The sequence below is a fragment of the Herbaspirillum sp. BH-1 genome (assembly GCF_002870055.1).
Lineage (GTDB): Bacteria > Pseudomonadota > Gammaproteobacteria > Burkholderiales > Burkholderiaceae_D > Herbaspirillum > Herbaspirillum frisingense.
The window spans coordinates 96619-113269 of record NZ_PKOI01000003.1 but is presented as its reverse complement, the minus strand read 5'-3'; the positions used below and the strand labels follow the sequence as shown (position 1 = coordinate 113269).

The 16651-nt window shown below is 64.9% G+C and carries 8 protein-coding genes, 1 tRNA gene and 1 pseudogene; 2 read left to right on the top strand and 8 right to left on the bottom strand.

Annotated elements, in window-relative coordinates:
• Window positions 1-47 precede the first annotated feature (47 nt).
• The 6 genes and pseudogenes from HBH1_RS25370 to HBH1_RS05425 form a co-directional block, all read right to left on the bottom strand.
• Window positions 48-386 carry a TOBE domain-containing protein gene (locus HBH1_RS25370; RefSeq protein ID WP_233207526.1) on the bottom strand — a complete coding sequence of 113 codons (339 nt, stop codon included), beginning with the start codon at window positions 384-386 and terminating at the stop codon, window positions 48-50.
• Window positions 387-684: 298 nt separating this feature from the next.
• A pseudogene (locus HBH1_RS25600) lies at window positions 685-1107 on the bottom strand (ABC transporter ATP-binding protein); the annotation flags it as partial.
• A gap of 45 nt (window positions 1108-1152) precedes the next feature.
• Complete coding sequence (locus HBH1_RS05440; protein ID WP_102661889.1) at window positions 1153-1995, bottom strand: carbohydrate ABC transporter permease; 843 nt, start codon at window positions 1993-1995, stop codon at window positions 1153-1155.
• Window positions 1996-2871, bottom strand: coding sequence for a carbohydrate ABC transporter permease (locus HBH1_RS05435; protein ID WP_102661888.1), 876 nt, complete (start codon window positions 2869-2871; stop codon window positions 1996-1998).
• Between the two features lie 98 nt (window positions 2872-2969).
• The gene (locus HBH1_RS05430) at window positions 2970-4283 is read right to left on the bottom strand and encodes an ABC transporter substrate-binding protein (RefSeq protein ID WP_102661887.1); all 1314 of its coding nucleotides are present in this window, start codon (window positions 4281-4283) and stop codon (window positions 2970-2972) included.
• Between the two features lie 23 nt (window positions 4284-4306).
• The gene (locus tag HBH1_RS05425; protein ID WP_146012821.1) at window positions 4307-5449 is read right to left on the bottom strand and encodes a porin; all 1143 of its coding nucleotides are present in this window, start codon (window positions 5447-5449) and stop codon (window positions 4307-4309) included.
• A gap of 378 nt (window positions 5450-5827) precedes the next feature.
• On the opposite strand from HBH1_RS05425, the gene HBH1_RS05420 reads away from it, so the two are divergent.
• Together HBH1_RS05420 and HBH1_RS05415 are read left to right on the top strand one after the other, a co-directional pair.
• Window positions 5828-5912: transfer RNA gene (locus HBH1_RS05420), tRNA-Leu, on the top strand.
• Between the two features lie 279 nt (window positions 5913-6191).
• On the top strand, window positions 6192-8411 hold the full coding sequence (locus HBH1_RS05415; RefSeq protein WP_102661885.1) for an alpha/beta hydrolase domain-containing protein: 2220 nt from the start codon (window positions 6192-6194) through the stop codon (window positions 8409-8411).
• 40 nt (window positions 8412-8451) lie between these two features.
• Here HBH1_RS05415 and pbpC read toward each other — a convergent pair whose 3' ends face one another.
• Entirely contained in the window at window positions 8452-10722 is a 2271-nt protein-coding gene (gene pbpC / locus HBH1_RS05410) for a penicillin-binding protein 1C (protein WP_102661884.1), read from the bottom strand.
• Window positions 10719-16562 (bottom strand): alpha-2-macroglobulin family protein, encoded by a 5844-nt coding sequence (locus HBH1_RS05405; protein WP_233207548.1) that lies wholly within the window; start codon window positions 16560-16562, stop codon window positions 10719-10721. Before HBH1_RS05405 ends, pbpC begins: the two co-directional genes overlap by 4 nt.
• Between the last annotated feature and the right edge of the window lie 89 nt (window positions 16563-16651).

The following is a 16651-nucleotide window of genomic DNA, read 5'->3' as shown; positions in this document are numbered from 1 at the left end:
CTGTGTCGTTGGTCCCGTGTCTGTGATCCTGTGTCGTTGGTCTTGCCTCATTGATCGATGCGGTCGCCGCTTTCCGCGTCGAACCAGTAGAGGCGTTTCGGGCGGATGCAGAAGGCGATGGGGTCGCATTCCTTCACGCGTTCGCCCTTTTCCAGCTTGGCCACGAAATACTGGCCCTCCAGCTTGACCGTCACCAGCGTGTTGTCGCCCAGCAGTTCGAAGGCATAGACCTCGCCCAGCAGGTTGGCTGTGCCGGGTTCCCTGGCCAGTTGCACGTCCTCGGGACGCACGCCCAGGATCAGCTTGCCCGCGCGCGGCGGCTGCACCGCCACCACATGGCCACCGCCGACCAGGAAGCGCTCCTGGTCGCCGTCGCCGTGCAACACGGTTCATCGCCGGCGAGCCGATGAAGCCGGCCACGAAGGCGTTGGCGGGACGGTTGTAGATGTTTTCGGGCGTATCGATCTGCTGCAGCACGCCTTCCTTCATGATGGCCACCCGCGTGGCCAGGGTCATGGCCTCGACCTGGTCGTGGGTGACATAGACGGTGGTCACCTCCAGCTCCCGCGCCAGGTGGCGCAACTCGGCGCGCATGGTGCCGCGCAGCTTGGCGTCAAGGTTGGACAAGGGCTCGTCCATCAGGAACACGCGTGGCTTGCGCACGATGGAACGTGCCAGGGCCACCCGCTGCCTCTGGCCACCGCTGAGTTCGGCCGGCAGGCGCTGCAGCAGGTGCTGCAATTCCACCCGACCGGCGGCGCGCTGCACGGCGGCCTCGATCTCGGCCGCCGGCTGGCGGCGCAGCTTGAGCGGATAGGCGATGTTGTCGCGTACCGTCATGTGCGGATAGAGCCCGTAGTTCTGGAACACCATGGACACGTCGCGCAGGCGCGGCGCGATGCCGTTGACGCGTTGCGCATCGAAATACAGGTCGCCGGAGGTCGGCTCTTCCAGCCCGGCGATCATGCGCATGGTGGTGGTCTTGCCGCATCCGGACGGCCCCAGCAGGACCAGGAATTCGCGGTCCTCGATCTGTAGGTCGAGATTCTTGACGGCATGGAAGCCGTCCCATTTCTTGTCTATGCCTTGCAGGCGCAGCGTGGTCATTCTGTCTTCTCCATTCTTGATATTGGCTGGGCTGATAGGGGTGCGCTATCGCACCGAACCCTGGGTCAGGCTCTTGATGAATTGTTTTTGCACCGTCATCGACAGCAGGAACATGGGCAGCGCGATGATCATGCCGGCCGCCGCCATCAGCTCCCACAGGTCGCCGCGTTCGGTCCTGAGCGCCACCAGGGCGATGGGCAAGGTGACTGCGTTCTGCTTGGAGGTGATGAGGGCGAAGATGAACTCGTTCCAGGTCAGCGTGAAGCTGAAGACAGCCGAGGTGATGATGCCCGGCAGCGCCGTGGGAACGACGATGGTGGCGATGATGCGACCCAGCGATGCGCCGTCGATCATGGCGGACTCTTCGATATCCACCGGCACGGCATCGATGAAGCCCTTGATCATCCAGATCGAATACGGCAACACGATGGAGAGGTTGACGATCACCAATGCGCTGCGGGTGTCGAGCAACCCCAGCTGCTTGAACATCAGGAAGTAAGGCAGCACCACGATGGCCGCCGGGATGAACTGCGAGGCCACGATGCCCACGAACAGCGCCTGCCGGCCGGGAAAGCGGAAACGCGAGAACGCATAGGCCGCCACCACGGCCAGCGGGATCGCCACCAGCACCGTCCCCAGCGCCACCCAGAGGCTGTTGGCGAGCTTGTCGCCGAGGTGCCAGGGGGCGGCGAAGACTGTCCTGAAATTGTCCCAGGTGGGGCTGAACCAGAGCTGCAGGGTGTAGACATCGCGCGGCGTCTTCAAGGACGTCAGCACGATCCAGAGGATGGGCAGCAGGATGCAGCCGATGATGGCGTAGACGCCGATCAGCCCACCGATGCGCGCCAGCCGCGATTTCATGAGGCCAAGGTTGCAGGGCTTGCTCATTCAGATTCCTTTCTTGAAAGCGAGGCGCATATAGAAGCCGGCCAGCACCAGCATCACCGCCGTGAGGACATAGCCGGCCGCTGCCGCATAGCCCATGTCGTAGTACTTGAAGCCGATCTGGTAGACCAGGTAAGCCAGCGTGGTGGTGGCATTGCCCGGCCCGCCATCGGTGAGGGCGAAGACGGCATCGAAGGCCTTCAGTGCGAACACGGTCTTCAACAGGATCACCACCGCCACCACCGGCTTGAGCTGCGGCAGCGTGATATCGACGAAGATGCGCAGGGGCGAGGCGCCATCGACGGCGGCCGCTTCTTCGGTCTCCTTGGGGACCGAAGCCAGGCCACCCAGCAGGATCAGCGTCATGTAGGGCGCCCAGTGCCAGACATCGCTGATCACCAGCGCCACCATGGCCCAGGCCGGATGCGCCAGCCAGATCAGGCTGGCCAGCCCGGGAAAGAGCTTGCCCAGCGATGCGGCGATGACGCCGTATTCCGGGTTGAGGAAGAAGCGCAATGAAATGCCGATCAGCGCCGGGCTCATCACGAAGGGCAGCATCAGCAGCGCCCGCGCCACCGAGGTCACCCGGCCGGCGCGACGCAACAGCAAGGCGCAGCCCAGCGCAATGAGGCAGGTCGCCAGCACGTCGATACCGACGAAGGACAGCGTGGTCGCAATGGAGGCGACGAATTCGGAATCACCGGCCAGCAGCTCGGCATAGTTGTGCAGGCCGACGAAGGGCCCGGGCACCGACGAATACGCCAGCTTCCAGCTGCGGAACGACAGCGCCAGGGAATACAGCAAGGGGAATACGGTAGTGACGGCGATGACCAGCAGCGCCGGCAGCATCAACAAGTACGCCAGACGATTGTTTTTCATGGAACGGGGTTGGAATCAGGTTGGGACGGCCGACCTGGCCGCCACGGCAGGGCTGCCTGCCCTCCGGGTGGAGGACAGGCAGGCCAGGTCAGACTGGGTCAGACCAGCTTGCGGACCTTTCTGGCAGCGTCGTCAAGTCCCTCCTTGACCGGGACGGTGCCCAGCGCCATCTTCGAGATCGCCGTATCGAGGATGTCGGAGATCACCGGCCACTGCGGGATGAGCGGCAGCACGCGGGCGTTCTTCAAGACCTCGCCGGCCATCTTGTGCATGCCCTGCGAGAGCGCATTGACGGCGGGGTCGGCCAGGTTGGCGCTCTGCACGCTGACGATCTCGTGCTGGGCCGGGTCCAGCAGCAGGGATTTCTCGATGGCAGGCTGGGTCAGCCAGGCGAGGAATTCCATAGCTGCCGCCTTCTTCTTCGAATGACGGTCGATGCCGTAGAGCCACAGGTTGGTGTGGGACGGCGTGGCCACACCGGCGTAGCCCGGCATGGGCGCAAAGCCCACCTTCTCCGGCGACAGCGTGGAGGACTTGGCATCCGTCAGCCCCTGGTAACGCCACCACCAGGTGGGCAACATGGCGCACTTGCCCTGGGCCATGGAATTGACGGCATCGGTCTCGTTGAAGCTGACCGAACCGGCCGGCGTGACCTTGTGCTTGAGCATCAGGTCCAGGTAATCCTGGGTGGCCGCAATGCCGGCCGGCGAATGGAAGGCGGGCTGGTTGCGCGCATCCAGCAGTTCACCCCCACGTCCCCACAGGAAATCGAACCAGACCATCAGGTTCTGTCCCGAGTTCTTGCCGTAGTACATGGCAATGCCCGGCATGCCGGCACCGGCCTGGATAGCCTGCGACACCTTCACCACCTCAGCCCAGGTCTTGGGAACGGGCAGCTTGAGATCGGCCAGCACATCCTTGCGATAGAACAGCAATTGCACGTGACCGCGAATGGGCAGGCCGATATAGCCGGACTCGTTGCGGCTGGCGCGCAGGTAGGCATCGGGATAGCGCGTCATGTCGATGCCCTTGTCGCGAATGCCGTCGTTGAGCGGATGCAGCAGGTTCTTCAGCGAGGGCGCCCAGACATCCATGACGGAGACCACGTCGTAGTCGCCATTCTCGGCCACCATCTCGGCGGTGAGCTTGTCGCGGATGCTGGTGAAGGGCACGTACTGGTACTTGACGCGGATGCCGGTCAACTCCTCGAAGGCCGCCAGGCGCGCCTCATGGGCGCGGAACTGCGGCGCCACCACGGTCAGCACGTTCAGCTCGACACCCTTGAAGGGCTTGCCCGGCGTCACCCCGTTCGCTTGCGGTTGTGCCCGCGCCAGCAGCGGCAGGCTGCCACTTGCGCCTGCCCCCAGCATGGCTGCGGACGACAGCAGGAAACCTCGACGATCTTGTTTCATGTTCGACTCCTCCCCTGGGCCATTCAGAAGGCCGTGCGCATGGCCACGCGCGAGACCACCTGCACCCCATTGGACGACGGTGTGCCGGCGCCGAACACGTTCAATGCACCGAAGGCGCGATCATGCTGGTAAGCCACGGTGGAATAGAGCGAAGTACGCTTGGACAGCGAATAGGAAAGCGAAGCCGTGACCTGATCGGCCGCCCCCAGATCGCTGTTGCGGGTCTGGTGCTGCCAGGACAGACCGCCATTGACCACCGGCGTGAACTGGTAATCGGCGCCGATATCGAGCGTGTCCACCCGCGCGCCCTTCCAGCTGATCCCGCGTGCCGCGTAACTGACCAGACCGTCGAAATGCACCTGGGTGTAAGAACCGTAGAGGGCCAGCTTGTCCAGCGTCAGCTTGGCACCCGCGCCGGCCAGTCGTTTGGTGGCGTACTGGTTGTCGCTGCCCGGCACGCTGGAGACGCCCGCCACCGCGCCGATCAGGAAGTTGCCCTGTCCATAGTTCAGGCCTGCCTGCGCGGTGCTGCCGCGCGACTGCGAACCGGCCTGCTCACCCAATCCCAGCAAGGCCCCGAAACGGAAACCCGAAAAGCTGTTGCTGGAAAACTTGAGCGCATTGTTGACCCGCGCGCCGTAGGTGTGATTGCCCAGCTGTGCCGTCGCAGCGATGGCGCTCATGCCATCCAGGCCCTGTCCGCTGGCGCCGATGTTGTTGTGACCGGCGTTGGTATACCCCATCAGGTTGAGGTAATCGAACATGAAGTCGTACTGGCGTCCGATGGCCCACAAGCCGGCGGCCGTGTTCAGTCCCACGTAGGACTGGCGTCCGAACAGCAGACCGCCCTGCCCCATGCTGCCCTTGGCCGCGTCGAAACCGTTTTCCAGCTTGAAGACGGCCGACATGCCGCCGCCCAGGTCTTCGCTGCCGGAGAAGCCGACGCGATTGCCGGCCGCGATGCCGTTATCCAGCCGCAGCGCCGAGCCAGATGCTGCAATCTGGCCGCCATTGAGCGCGACGCTGTTGCTGTAGTAGCTCAGCCCGGAATCGACCAGGCCATAGATGACGATATTGGACGTTTCATGGGCCTGGACGGGCTGGACGAAAGTAGCGAAATGGCCGAGCGAAAGCGCAGCCATGCCGAGAGCAGCATGGATCCTCAAGGTGGTCTCCTGTTGATGTTGTGGTTTTGAGAGGGAGTATGCAAAGCTGACTTGATCTGTTTTGCATACGTATGCAATATAGCCAAAGAATTGCCTTGTGTAAACTATTTAGTGAAGGATTGAGGCTGCGCAAGAACCTCTGCCTGAAAATCCGGTAGGGAAATGGGCGTGGGCAGGTGGGCGTCTCGCCTGAATTGCATCCGGCTGAAGGGCGTCGCCGGGAGCTTGGACGGCACACAAACGGGCGCCGCGGCCACCCTGCGCCGGCAGGGAAAAGCGGGGATGGAAAAAATTGAAATTAGGTAGTGACGGCGAAGAAAAATGCCATTAGAATGCAGCCTCTTTCAAGCACGGCGGATTGATTGCTGTTGCGAAAAAGCCCACGTGGCGGAATTGGTAGACGCGCATGGTTCAGGTCCATGTGCCGCGAGGTGTGGGGGTTCGAGTCCCTCCGTGGGCACCAAAACAAAAAAGGTCGATTGACGCAAGTCAGTCGGCCTTTTGTGTTTTGGGGCCCACGAGCAAAGCGCCTGCGCGCTTTGCGGGAGGGACGAGAAAGTCTGACCTTGCAAGGCCAGACGGGATCGCGGGAGATGACCGAGTGCCTCAGTGCGCAGCAAAACATAAAAGGTCGAATGATGAAAATCATTCGGCCTTTTAAGTTTTTGGCTGAAGGAAAAAGCACTCGCCCACTTTGCGGTAGGCTTAGCCTTCCTCGTTCTTATCCATAACAAGGGAGACTATGAAGACCACCCTCACCCTGCTCGCCACCATGCTGTGCACCGCCGCCGTGGCTCAGGCCCATGCCGCAGGTCCAGCCGGCAAGCCGGCCGGATATATAGCCCAGCTTGAAATTACCCAGACCGTGGATGCATTCGGCGGAAATACCCCGGCAGGGGCAACCGGTCCCTACCAGCTGGTCTCGGGCATGGTGCATGGCAAGCTTGATCCCCATCATCCCGACAACGCGATGATTACCGATCTCGACAAGGCACCCAGGGATGCCGACGGCTATGTGTCCTATACGACCGACTTCGTGATCCTGCGCCCCAAGTCGGCGGCCCAGGCGCGTCGCGTGCTGTTCTATGACGTGGCCAATCGCGGCCGCAAGCTGGCCCAGGAATTCTTCATCGGGGGCAAATCCCTGCGCCACGGACCGGCTCCCGGCGACACCTATCCTTCCCTGCTCCGGGCCGGCTACACCATCGTCTGGAGCGGCTGGCAGGGCGATCTGAAGCAATCAGGCGAGGCCATCGACGGCGCGTTGGGCACACGTTTTCCGGTGGTCACGCACACGGACGGATCCGCCATCACTGGCCTGAGCCGCGAAGAATACATCCCCGATTTCCATCAGGGCCACAACGAATTCAAACTTTCCTACCCGCCGGCATCGCTGCGCGACAAGTCGCATGTGAGCTTCACCGTACGCCAGAGCTGGCGCAATGCGCAGGGCCAGCAGGATTACCAGGCGCCCGCCGCCGCCGTCACCGACTGGCATTACGAGCCCCGGGCAGACGGGAGCGTAAACGTGGTCTTTACCCCTCCACCGGCCGTACCTGGTCCGGATGGCGCCGCCGTGACTCCCGACCAGGGCAGCATCTACAGCTTCGTCTATCCCGCGACCCACCCCAGGGTCATGGCCATCGGCTTTGCCGCCGTGCGCGACCTGGTGAGCTTCCTGCGCGACACGCCGACCGATGCCACAGGGAGGGCCAATCCTCTGAACGACATGAAGGAAGCTGCCTGCGTCAGCCAGCCGGCCTGCACGATGCCCAACAAACGCAATTTCGACCTGACCATCGGCGAAGGGATTTCACAGTCGGGCAGATTCATGCGTGATTTCCTCTACATGGGTTTCAACAGGAATGCACAGGGCAACAAGGTCTTCGACGGGATGATGGCCATCATTCCGGGCGGCCGCCGCACCTGGATCAATGAAAGGTTTTCACAACCCGGCCGCTGGTCCAAAGGCCACGAAGAACACTGGATGCCTGGCGACCAGTTCCCCTTCGCCTACAACGTCATGAAAGATCCGGTCAGTGGCGCCACCGATGGCTTGCTCAGGCAGTGCAGCGCCAGTGCGACCTGCCCGAAGATCATGCAGATCGACGGCAGTTTTGAGTGGTGGGGTGGCCGCGGCGCACTGGTGGTCACGGATGGCACGGGCAAGGATCTGGTCTTGCCGGACAACGTGCGCTACTACCTGATTTCCGGCACCCAGCACGCCGGTGGTCCTGGTGTCCGGAATGGGCTGGTCAAGCAGATCGGCAAGGACAGCATGTGCCAGTTCCCACCGAGCCCGGTGACCCAGGCGCCGGTCTTGCGCGCCATGATCCCGGCCATGGAAAACTGGCTGGCCAAGGGCCAGTTACCGCCACCGTCGCGCTACCCGACGGTGGCCGGCGGCACGGCAGTGACACCGGACCAGGTCTCGGTCGGATTCCCGGCACTGGACAATGTGCGCGTGCCACTGGCCAATGCGGCGGGCGACGTGGCCCCGACCGAACTGCATCTGGTCTATAGCGGCATCCACAATCCGCTGACTATCACCGACTATCGCGGCGCCATCCCGGTGGCAGATGTGACACGCTCCTATCGCATCCTGGTACCGAAGTTCGATGGCGATGGCAATGAGCTGGGCGGCATTGCCCAACCTGAAGTGGCGGTTCCGCTGGCCACCTATACGGGCTGGAACCTGCGTGCCGCCGGTCACGCCCAGGGCGAAACCTGTTCCTCGCTGGGCAGTGCGATACCCTTTGCCGTGAGCAGTGAAGCCAGGAGCAGCGGCGATCCACGTCCTGCGCTGGATCGCCGTTACCAGGGCCGGGCCGATTACGCCGCCCAAGTCGAGGCAGCTGGCCAGAAACTGGTGCGCGAAGGCTATCTGCTGCCGCTGGATGCGGAACACGTCTTTGCTGCACACGCCCGGCAAGTGTCGCCGCAGCTGATTCCGCGCCCCTGATTCTGCGCCGCTGATACTGCGTTCCCCATGCATGGGGTGTTCAGTGGCGCGGCTTGCCCTCGGGCCGCGCCACTGCCCCGCGCACCTCGAAACGTACACCATCGAGCTGCCTGCCGCCCCGGTCCTGCAACACCAGGGTGTGCTTGCCTGGCCAGGGCATCCAGTCGAAGCCCAGTTCTGCCTCGACTGTTCCGGCCGATGCGGCAGCAACCTGCTGCGCCCGCACCCGCCCCGCTTCCGTCACAGCCTCCGGCATCAGCTTGCCATCCAATTGCCAGCGACTGCCAGCCGGCGCCCCCTGGGCGCGGAAGCGGATGCGCTGGCGCGCCGGTGGGATGTCCGGGTCCAGCGCTACCAGCATGCCGGCGGTCGGATAGGTGATGGCGGGACGGATTTCGCGCGCGTGCGCGATGCGGATCTCGGACTGCGCCGTGCCGGGCAGGAAGTATTCGGTGCGGGCGGCCTCGACGTCCTGTTCATAACGTATCGTCTGGGCCTGTACGCCGGCCGGCTTCTGCGGCGGGCTATTGCGGGCATCCCGACTGCCGCCGTGGCCGCGTTCATGCAGGTACTGCATCACCTCCTGCCACACCGGTGCGGCGCCGGTCACGCCGGAGACATCCCACATCGGGGCACCGGAGGCATTGCCGACCCACACGCCGACGGTGTAACGCGAGGAATAGCCGACGCACCAGTTGTCGCGCATGTCCTTGGAGGTGCCGGTCTTGACGGCGGTCCAGATACGGGTGGACAGCGCGTTTTCCAGGCCGAAGGTGCGGGCGCGGGCGCTGCGGTCGGAGAGGATGTCGCCGATGATGTAGGCGGCATCGGCGTCCATCACCGGTACCGGGCGCGGCGCGGTGCGGGCGTCATCCAGTCGCATGCGCAAGGGGGAGTAGCGGCCCTGGTTGGCCAATGCGCGATAGGCATTGGCAAGGTTGGCCAAGGTCACGTCGGCACTGCCCAGGGCCAGGCTGTAGCCGTAGTAGTCGCCACTCTCGCGCAGGTTGAAGCCCAGTGCCTGCAGGCGGCGGAAGAAGCGTTCCGGCGTGACCATCACCAGCGTGCGCACAGCGGGGATGTTCAGGGAAGAACCCAGCGAGGTACGCAGGCTGACCAGCCCCTTGTATTGCTTGTCGTAGTTCTGCGGGATGTAGAGTCCGGCGCTGGTGGCGAGGTTGACGGGGGAATCGTCCAGCAGCGAAGCCGCCGTGAGCCACTTTCTTTCGATCGCCAGTTCGTAGAGGAAAGGCTTGAGCGTCGAGCCGGCCTGGCGCTGTGCGACTACGCCATCGACATTGGCGGCCGCCGACAGGCTGCCACTGGAGCCGACCCAGGCCAGCACCTCACCGGTGGCGTTGTCGATGACGATGATGGCGCCATCCTCGATGTTGCGTTCGGCCAGGCCGGCCAGTTGATGGCGCAGGGCTTGCGAGGCGAAGCGCTGCAAGGGCGCGTCCAGCGTGGAGCGCACTTGCTGGCCGGGTGTGTTCAGGAGCTTGCGCGCCAGGTGGGGGGCCAATTGCGGTGCATCGCTGGCGCCCGGCAGGTCGCGTTTGGCGGCGGCACGGGCCAGGACCAGTTCGGTGCGGCCATCCATGCCATTGCATTGTTCGGCGGCGCCCTGTTCCTTCAAGATGGCGCAGGCGCGCTCGGCCACGCGGCGCGGGGTGGCGTTGGGGGCGCGGATCAGGGCGACCGCGATGGCGGCTTCACCCTGATCCAGGCCACTGGGGTGCTTGCCGAACATGACGCGCGACAAGGCATGCACACCCACCAGCTCGCCCCGGAAGGAGACCAGATTGAGGTAGGCCTCCAGGATCTGGTCCTTGCGCCAGCTGCGTTCCAGCGATTGCGCGATCCACGCCTGCGAGACCTTCTGCGTCAGCGTGCGTGCGCCGGATTTGCGACGCAGGTCGTCATGGAGCAAACCCGCCAGTTGCATGGTGATGGTGGAGGCGCCGCGGGTCCGGGTATTCCAGAGATTGCCCCAGGCCGAGGCCGCGACGGCATTCCAGTCGATGCCGCTGTGCTGGTAGAAACGTCGGTCTTCGGAGGCGATCAGGGCCTGGCGCAGGGCGGGCGAAACATCTTCGAGCTTCACCCAGGCGAGCTTGCGTTCGTCCATGTTCACACGCAGGCGCTGCAGCAGCTCGCCGTTGCGGTCCAGCAGGCTGGCCTCGGAGGGGAGGAAGTCGCGCTGCACCTCGGCAAACGAAGGCAGCGCGCTTGCGCTGACCGGCAGCAGCAAGGCCAGCACCAGCGCGCAGCGTACGCCGGCGCGGGACCAGGGCGTGCCGCTGGCGATCACGGTGCCGCCTTGACGACCAGTTTGGCGTTCGGCACTTCACCAAACATTTCCGGTGCATACATGGCCTCCACCCGCGTGGGCGGCAGGTTGAATTCGCCGGCATTGTTCAGGCGCACGGTGTAGCTGATGCTGGTGCGGCCCTTGGGCATGGACTCGTAGTAGGCGCGATAGGCTTCGAAGCTGCGTTCCTCGTAGGCCAGCCAGCCCATGCCGCGATCACGCGGGCTGTCCTGCTTGCCCTGGGCGATGGCGGAATCACGCCCCAGGCCGGAACCCAGCAGGGTCGCGCCGCCCGGTACCGGATCACTGACCACGACCCAGGTCATCTCGCTCTGGGCATCGATGTCCAACGTCACCCGCAGCACATCGCCACGGGTATAGACGCCGGCCTGCTTCTGCTCGATGGCCTCGACCTTGCGGCTGATGCGGTAGCCGGCCGCGAACGCTTGTTTCAGGGGGACGGCGGCCAGGCTTTGCAGCGTGACCCAGGGCTTGCCATTGCCCTCTTGCGTGAAGCGCACATTGCCGCCTTGCGCATTGCCGTCGGGCCAGGGCAGTTGCAGCTTGCCGCCGCTGGCGGCGCTGCTCCAGGCCAGGCTCTGGGTGGCGCTGGTGGCACCCGCGGCAGTGTTGCCCCCACCCTGCTCCAGCGTGGCGCGGGTGCTGCCGGTGACCGGTTCGGATTCGAACTTGCGGGCGAATTTCTCCAGGGCCAGGCTGCCCCAGACGTTGGCGGTGGTGGTGCTCCAGTGGCCGCGCTGCTGGCGGCCGATGGCGCCGGCCACCAGACGCGGCAGGTCGTTGCGCCAGGCCGGATTGTTCAGTTCCAGCAGGATCAGGCGGTTGGCATTGGCGTCGCCGCTGCTCATGAGCCACCACCAGTAGTCGCCCTCTTCATTGGAGAAGCCCATGCGCGTGCCCTGGAAGTTCAGGCGGGCGCGCAGGATCTGGTCGGCCTCGTCGAGCTTCTTCTGGCGTTCCGGGATGGCGGTGACCCGCTGCAGGATGGCGATCCAGTCCAGCAGGCCGGAGGTGGGCCACTGGTTGGGGTTGATCTGGATCGATCCGAGCATGGCAGGCTGCACGCGGTTGTAGCGCGACAGGGCTTCCAGCGCGGCCAGCTTGCGCACGTCCAGGTCCTTCTGCGGCGACCAGAACTCGCGCACCACCTTGCCCTCCACGAAGCCGGCCAGGCCGTCGAGCATCTTGTCGCGGCTGGCGGGCGGGATGGCATAGCCGGCCTCGTTGGTGGCCGCCAGCAGGTAGGCGGTGAGCGTGTCGCTGCCACGCCGCGCGCCGCTGTCGCTGGGCGGGAAGTAGTAGGCCAGGCCGTCGCCGTCGAGATAGGTCGGCAGGTCGGCCACGATCTTCTGCCACGCCGCTTCATCGCGCAGGCCGATGGCCTTGGAGGTCTTCTGCTCCAGGCAGGCGAAGGGGTAGTTGACGAAGTAGCGGGTCAGCGCATCACTGCCACCGGCCAGGCTGGGCTTGAGCGAGATGGCCAGGCCACCGCGTCCGGCTAGGCTGTCGGCCGGGCGGGCAACGCTGAGGGCGGCGCTCTTGTCCAACTGGAACAGGGTGGCCTGCTGCACCGTCACCGGGACCGCCGGTACCACGCGCTGGCTGAACTTCATGGCGTCCTTGGCCTTCTGGCCGCCCTGCTCCTGGGCGCTGATTTCCCAGGCCAGCTGGCTGATGCCTTCCGGCGTCTGCACCGGCCACATCACTTCGGCCGACTGGCCGGCCGCGATCTTGATGTCGCGCTCGGGCAGCGTCAGGGTGCTGGCGGGCGTGCCGCCCTGGGCGCGTGCGCTGACCTTGAGGGTCATGTCATGGGTGGTGGTATTGCGCACGGTGACGCTGCCGTTGAAGCTGTCGCCTTCACGCACCAGGGGCGGCAGGCCGGAGATGACCTGCACATCCTGGGTGGAGCGGATGCTGACGCTGCCGGTCCCGAAATCGCTGACGCCATTCTCGGCAATGGCCACGATGCGGAAGGAGGTCAGCGCATCGTTCAACGGCACCTCCAGTTGCGCCCTGCCCTCGGCATCCAGGGTGACCTTGGGCTTCCATGCCAGCAGGGTGTCGAACAGTTCTCGCGTGGGGGCGCGACCACCGCCGCCGCCGGCCGGCGTGGCCTTCTTGCCGTAGTGGCGCTTGCCGACCACCTGCATCTGCGCGGTGGAGGTTTCCACGCCATAGCTGCGTCGTTGCAGCATGGCGCGCAAGACATCCCAGCTGCCATTGGGCTGCAGTTCCAGCAGGGCTTCATCGACGGCGGCCAGGGCAAATTCGCCCCCGGCGGCCGGTTTGCCGTTGGGCAGTTTCACCTGCACTTGCACCTTGGCGATGGCGCGGATGGGATAGGTGGGCTTGTCGGTCGTCACCGCCACCTGCAGGCGATGGCCGGCGTCGCCGATGTTGACTTCGGCGATGCCGAACTTCCATGCCGGCTTGGAGAGATCGACGATGGGGCCGGGTCCCTGATAGGTGCGGAATTCATGCCACCAGTTGAGCGGCTCCTTCCAGCCCCAGACGAAGAAGGAATACCACGGCACCTCGCGCATGCGACCGCGCACGGCCAGCACCGAGACATAGACGTTGGGACCATACTCGGCTTTCATCGGCACGCTGATGGTGGGGTCCTGGCCGGACAGTTGCACCACGCGGGTATCGATGACGCCTTCACGCTCCACGGCAACCAGCGCGGTGGCGTGACGGAATGGCATGCGCACCTGGAAGGTGGCGGTCTCGCCGGGCTGGTAGTTCTTTTTCTCGGGCAGGATGTCGATGCGGTCCTGGTTCTCGCCATCGAACCAGACTTCGCCACGCCCGGTGACCCACACCGAGGAACGGGCGGCAGCCGCATTGCCATTGCCATCCCTGGCGCTGGCGATCAGTTCCACATTGCCGGCCTCGGAAAGCTCGGTGTCGCAGGTGAACATGCCGTGCTGGTCGCTCTTGCCGGCGCAAAGCCTGCCGAGGTCTAGCTTGCTCTCGTCGTTTTCGTAGGCGTAGAAGCCGCCCACCATGCGCTTGCGGTGCGAATTGGTCTTGCGCGCCAGGCCACGGATTTCCACCGGCACACCGGCCTGCGGCTGACCGGCGGTATTGAGGGTGACGGCGGTCAGCGTCAGCTTTTTCTTGACCGACACCCAGTTGCCCGTGCGCAGCCCCACCACCACCGCCGACGGCCACAGCGGCGTGACGCTGGAGATGGTCTGCACTTCACCGTTGGGGTCGCTGTAGGTCATTTCGGTGAGCAGTTCCTGCGGGCGTTGCAGCACCGGCAGCTTGCCGATGACGGCGCGACCGCTGCCGTTCTTGTCGAGGGTGACGGCGAGCTTGTCGGCGACGATCTTCTGGTCGTCGGCATTGCTGTCATCATCGCTGCGCGGAGCGTCGAAGGAGAAACCGTCGTAGCCCGCGATGTTCACCCCGCGCGAACGCAGCAGCGACGATACACGCACGGCCTGGTTGGCCGCGCCACCGCCGTTGATGTAGTTCAGTTGCAGGTCCAGCGGCAATTCCTTGATGGCGACCTGGGCGCCCTTGGGCGGCGTGATGCGGCCCTGCATCAGCGGCAGGCGGAATTCTTCCACGCGGAAGCTGCCGGTGACATAGCTGCCGCGTCCGTAGCCGTCTTCGGCCTCGCCCTCGTTCGCGCTGGCGCCGGCGCTGGTATCGACCTCGCCCTGGTCCAGCACCACTTCATAGGTCCCCAGCTTGGCTTCGCGCGGCAGGACGAAGCTGGTCTCGGCGCTCTTGTTGCCGCGCCAGGTCAGGGGAAACTGGAATTGCTGGCCACTGCCCAGATGGCTGATGCGCACGCGCGTGGGCAGGTCCTCCTTGCGCAGCAGGCCGAAGCCTTGCAGGGTCTCGGTGCGGATGACGTGCTTCATCGAGACCGTTTCGCCGGCACGGAACAGGCTGCGGTCGAAGATGGTGGTGGCGCGCACGGTGGCGGCGCGGTCCATGTCGGTGGGCAGGTTGAAGCGCCAGGATTCGATGCCGTCGTTCCACGACGTAAGCGCAAAGGCCATGTCCTGGCGGCCGCGCTCGTCGGTCTTGCGGGCGCTGACGAAAAGGCCATTGATGCTGTCGGCATTGTCCTCGCTGTAGGGACGATGGGCGCAGGCGTCCTCCAGTGCCGGCATCATTGCCACGCCATTGGCATTGGTCTTGCCCTGCCAGAGCGACGTGCCTTCGCAATTGGAGACGCGGATCTCGGCGTCGGCCACCGGTCTGGCGTCGTCCAGCCGGGTCACCCAAACGGCGCCGTTGGCGCGGCCCAGCTTGACGTGGACGGCCAGGTTGGTCACCAGCGCGCTGGTGCGCACGTACATGGGCTGCGGCTTGCCCAGCAGGGAGGCTCCCAGTTTCTGCGATTCCAGTTCGACCACGTAGAAGCCGGGGTCCTTCAAGGGGATGCCGATCACTTCGAAGGGCCACTCGCCGTCCTTGGCCTCCTTCTGCGCGGGCAGGTCGAGCTTCTTCGCGCCCGGTTCCTTGGCCAGCAGGCTGACGCTGCGCGAATCCACCTTCTTGGGGTCGCCCCATTTCTCGTGATACTTGTTCAGGCGCGTGAGCCAGGCGATCACCGCCTGGTCGCCATCGACCTTGAGATCGGCCACCTTACCGGGCATGGCGCGACCATCCTTGCCGCGCAGCTGCAAGCCGGCTTCGACCCGGCGTAGGGTCACCGGCAGCGTGGGATCGGCGTTGAGTTCGATGATGCCGAAGGGCGCGGCCGGGAATTTGGCCAGCGGCGGGAAATCGGCCAGGGCCGATTTCAGGGGGAAGGCGGCGGCGTTGGAGAGCGTGCGGCCATCCTCGTCCTTGAAACCGGAAGGCAGGCTGATGCTGAACTCGGATTTCTCCGGGAATGGCGGCTTGAAGCGCAGTTCGCGCACGGCGGCGTCCTTGTCGCCGTCCAGGGTGGGCTTGATCTTGCCGGTGCTGACGTTCATGACGATCTGCTCGGCCAGATTGCGCGGCACCGGGGCCGAGAACGACAGGGTCACCGGCAGGATGGGCGAACAGGCGGCATTGGCGTTTTCGCGCTGGCAGGACAGGCTGGCCGTGAATTCGCTGCGCACCTGGAAGCTGAAGACCTGCGGCTTGCTGGTAACGATGGCCGGTGCGGCTGCGGCGGCAATACCGCGATCCCAGACCAGCTTGACGTGCGCTTCATTGGGCAGGCGCTGCTGGCACTGGACGATGGTCACCGAGGCCGGATCGACGCCCTTGGCGAACTGCTGCAGCAAGGCCTTGCGGTCGGCCTCACCGACAGCCTTGGTGGGGATGCGCTCGTTGATACCCTCGGCTTCGCAGTACAGGTGTTGACGTACCGAGGCTTCGGTGGCCGGGCCATTCTGGTAGAGGATGAAGGCCTGGTCTTCGGTGATGCGCGCATCGTCATAAGGCTGTACGCGGCTCACGGCCGGTCCGCCGGTGCTGAACTGGAAGCGGGTCTTGCCGGCCACCGCATTGCCCGCCGCCGAGCGGGCATCGCTGCGCAGAGTGAAGCTGCAGCGGGTACCGGGCGGCAGGTCGCGTTCGAAGTCATAGACCCAGTTCTTCTCATCGGCCCAGCGCGCGGTGCCGGCCACGGCGCAATCGGCATCGAAGGGCGAGGCGGCCTTGGGGTCGCCGAACTTGACCATGGCTTCGGAGAAGCGCGCCCTTACCTGGCGGATGCGCTGGACTTCGCCCTGGGGCGAGAAGGTCTGGACACTGGCAGCGGCGGCGCTGGCGGACGGTGCCGGCAGCAGCAGCGCGGCTGCGAGGGCAAGCGCGGCCGGTAGCGGGCAGCGGGCTTGCCGCTGCCAGTTCGTCATCCATGGGCGCCCTGCGGCCTGGCCGGTTGGCATGTGCTTCATCTTGTTCTCTCCGGATCTATCTTGTGTGATGGCAGCCACAGGTCGCG

Coding starts and splice junctions, on each gene's coding strand:
- HBH1_RS05440 (WP_102661889.1), bottom strand. CDS start 1,995: ATGAGCAAGCCCTGCAACCTTGGCCTCATGAAATCGCGGCTGGCGCGC.
- HBH1_RS05435 (WP_102661888.1), bottom strand. CDS start 2,871: ATGAAAAACAATCGTCTGGCGTACTTGTTGATGCTGCCGGCGCTGCTG.
- HBH1_RS05430 (WP_102661887.1), bottom strand. CDS start 4,283: ATGAAACAAGATCGTCGAGGTTTCCTGCTGTCGTCCGCAGCCATGCTG.
- HBH1_RS05415 (WP_102661885.1), top strand. CDS start 6,192: ATGAAGACCACCCTCACCCTGCTCGCCACCATGCTGTGCACCGCCGCC.
- HBH1_RS05405 (WP_233207548.1), bottom strand. CDS start 16,562: ATGACGAACTGGCAGCGGCAAGCCCGCTGCCCGCTACCGGCCGCGCTT.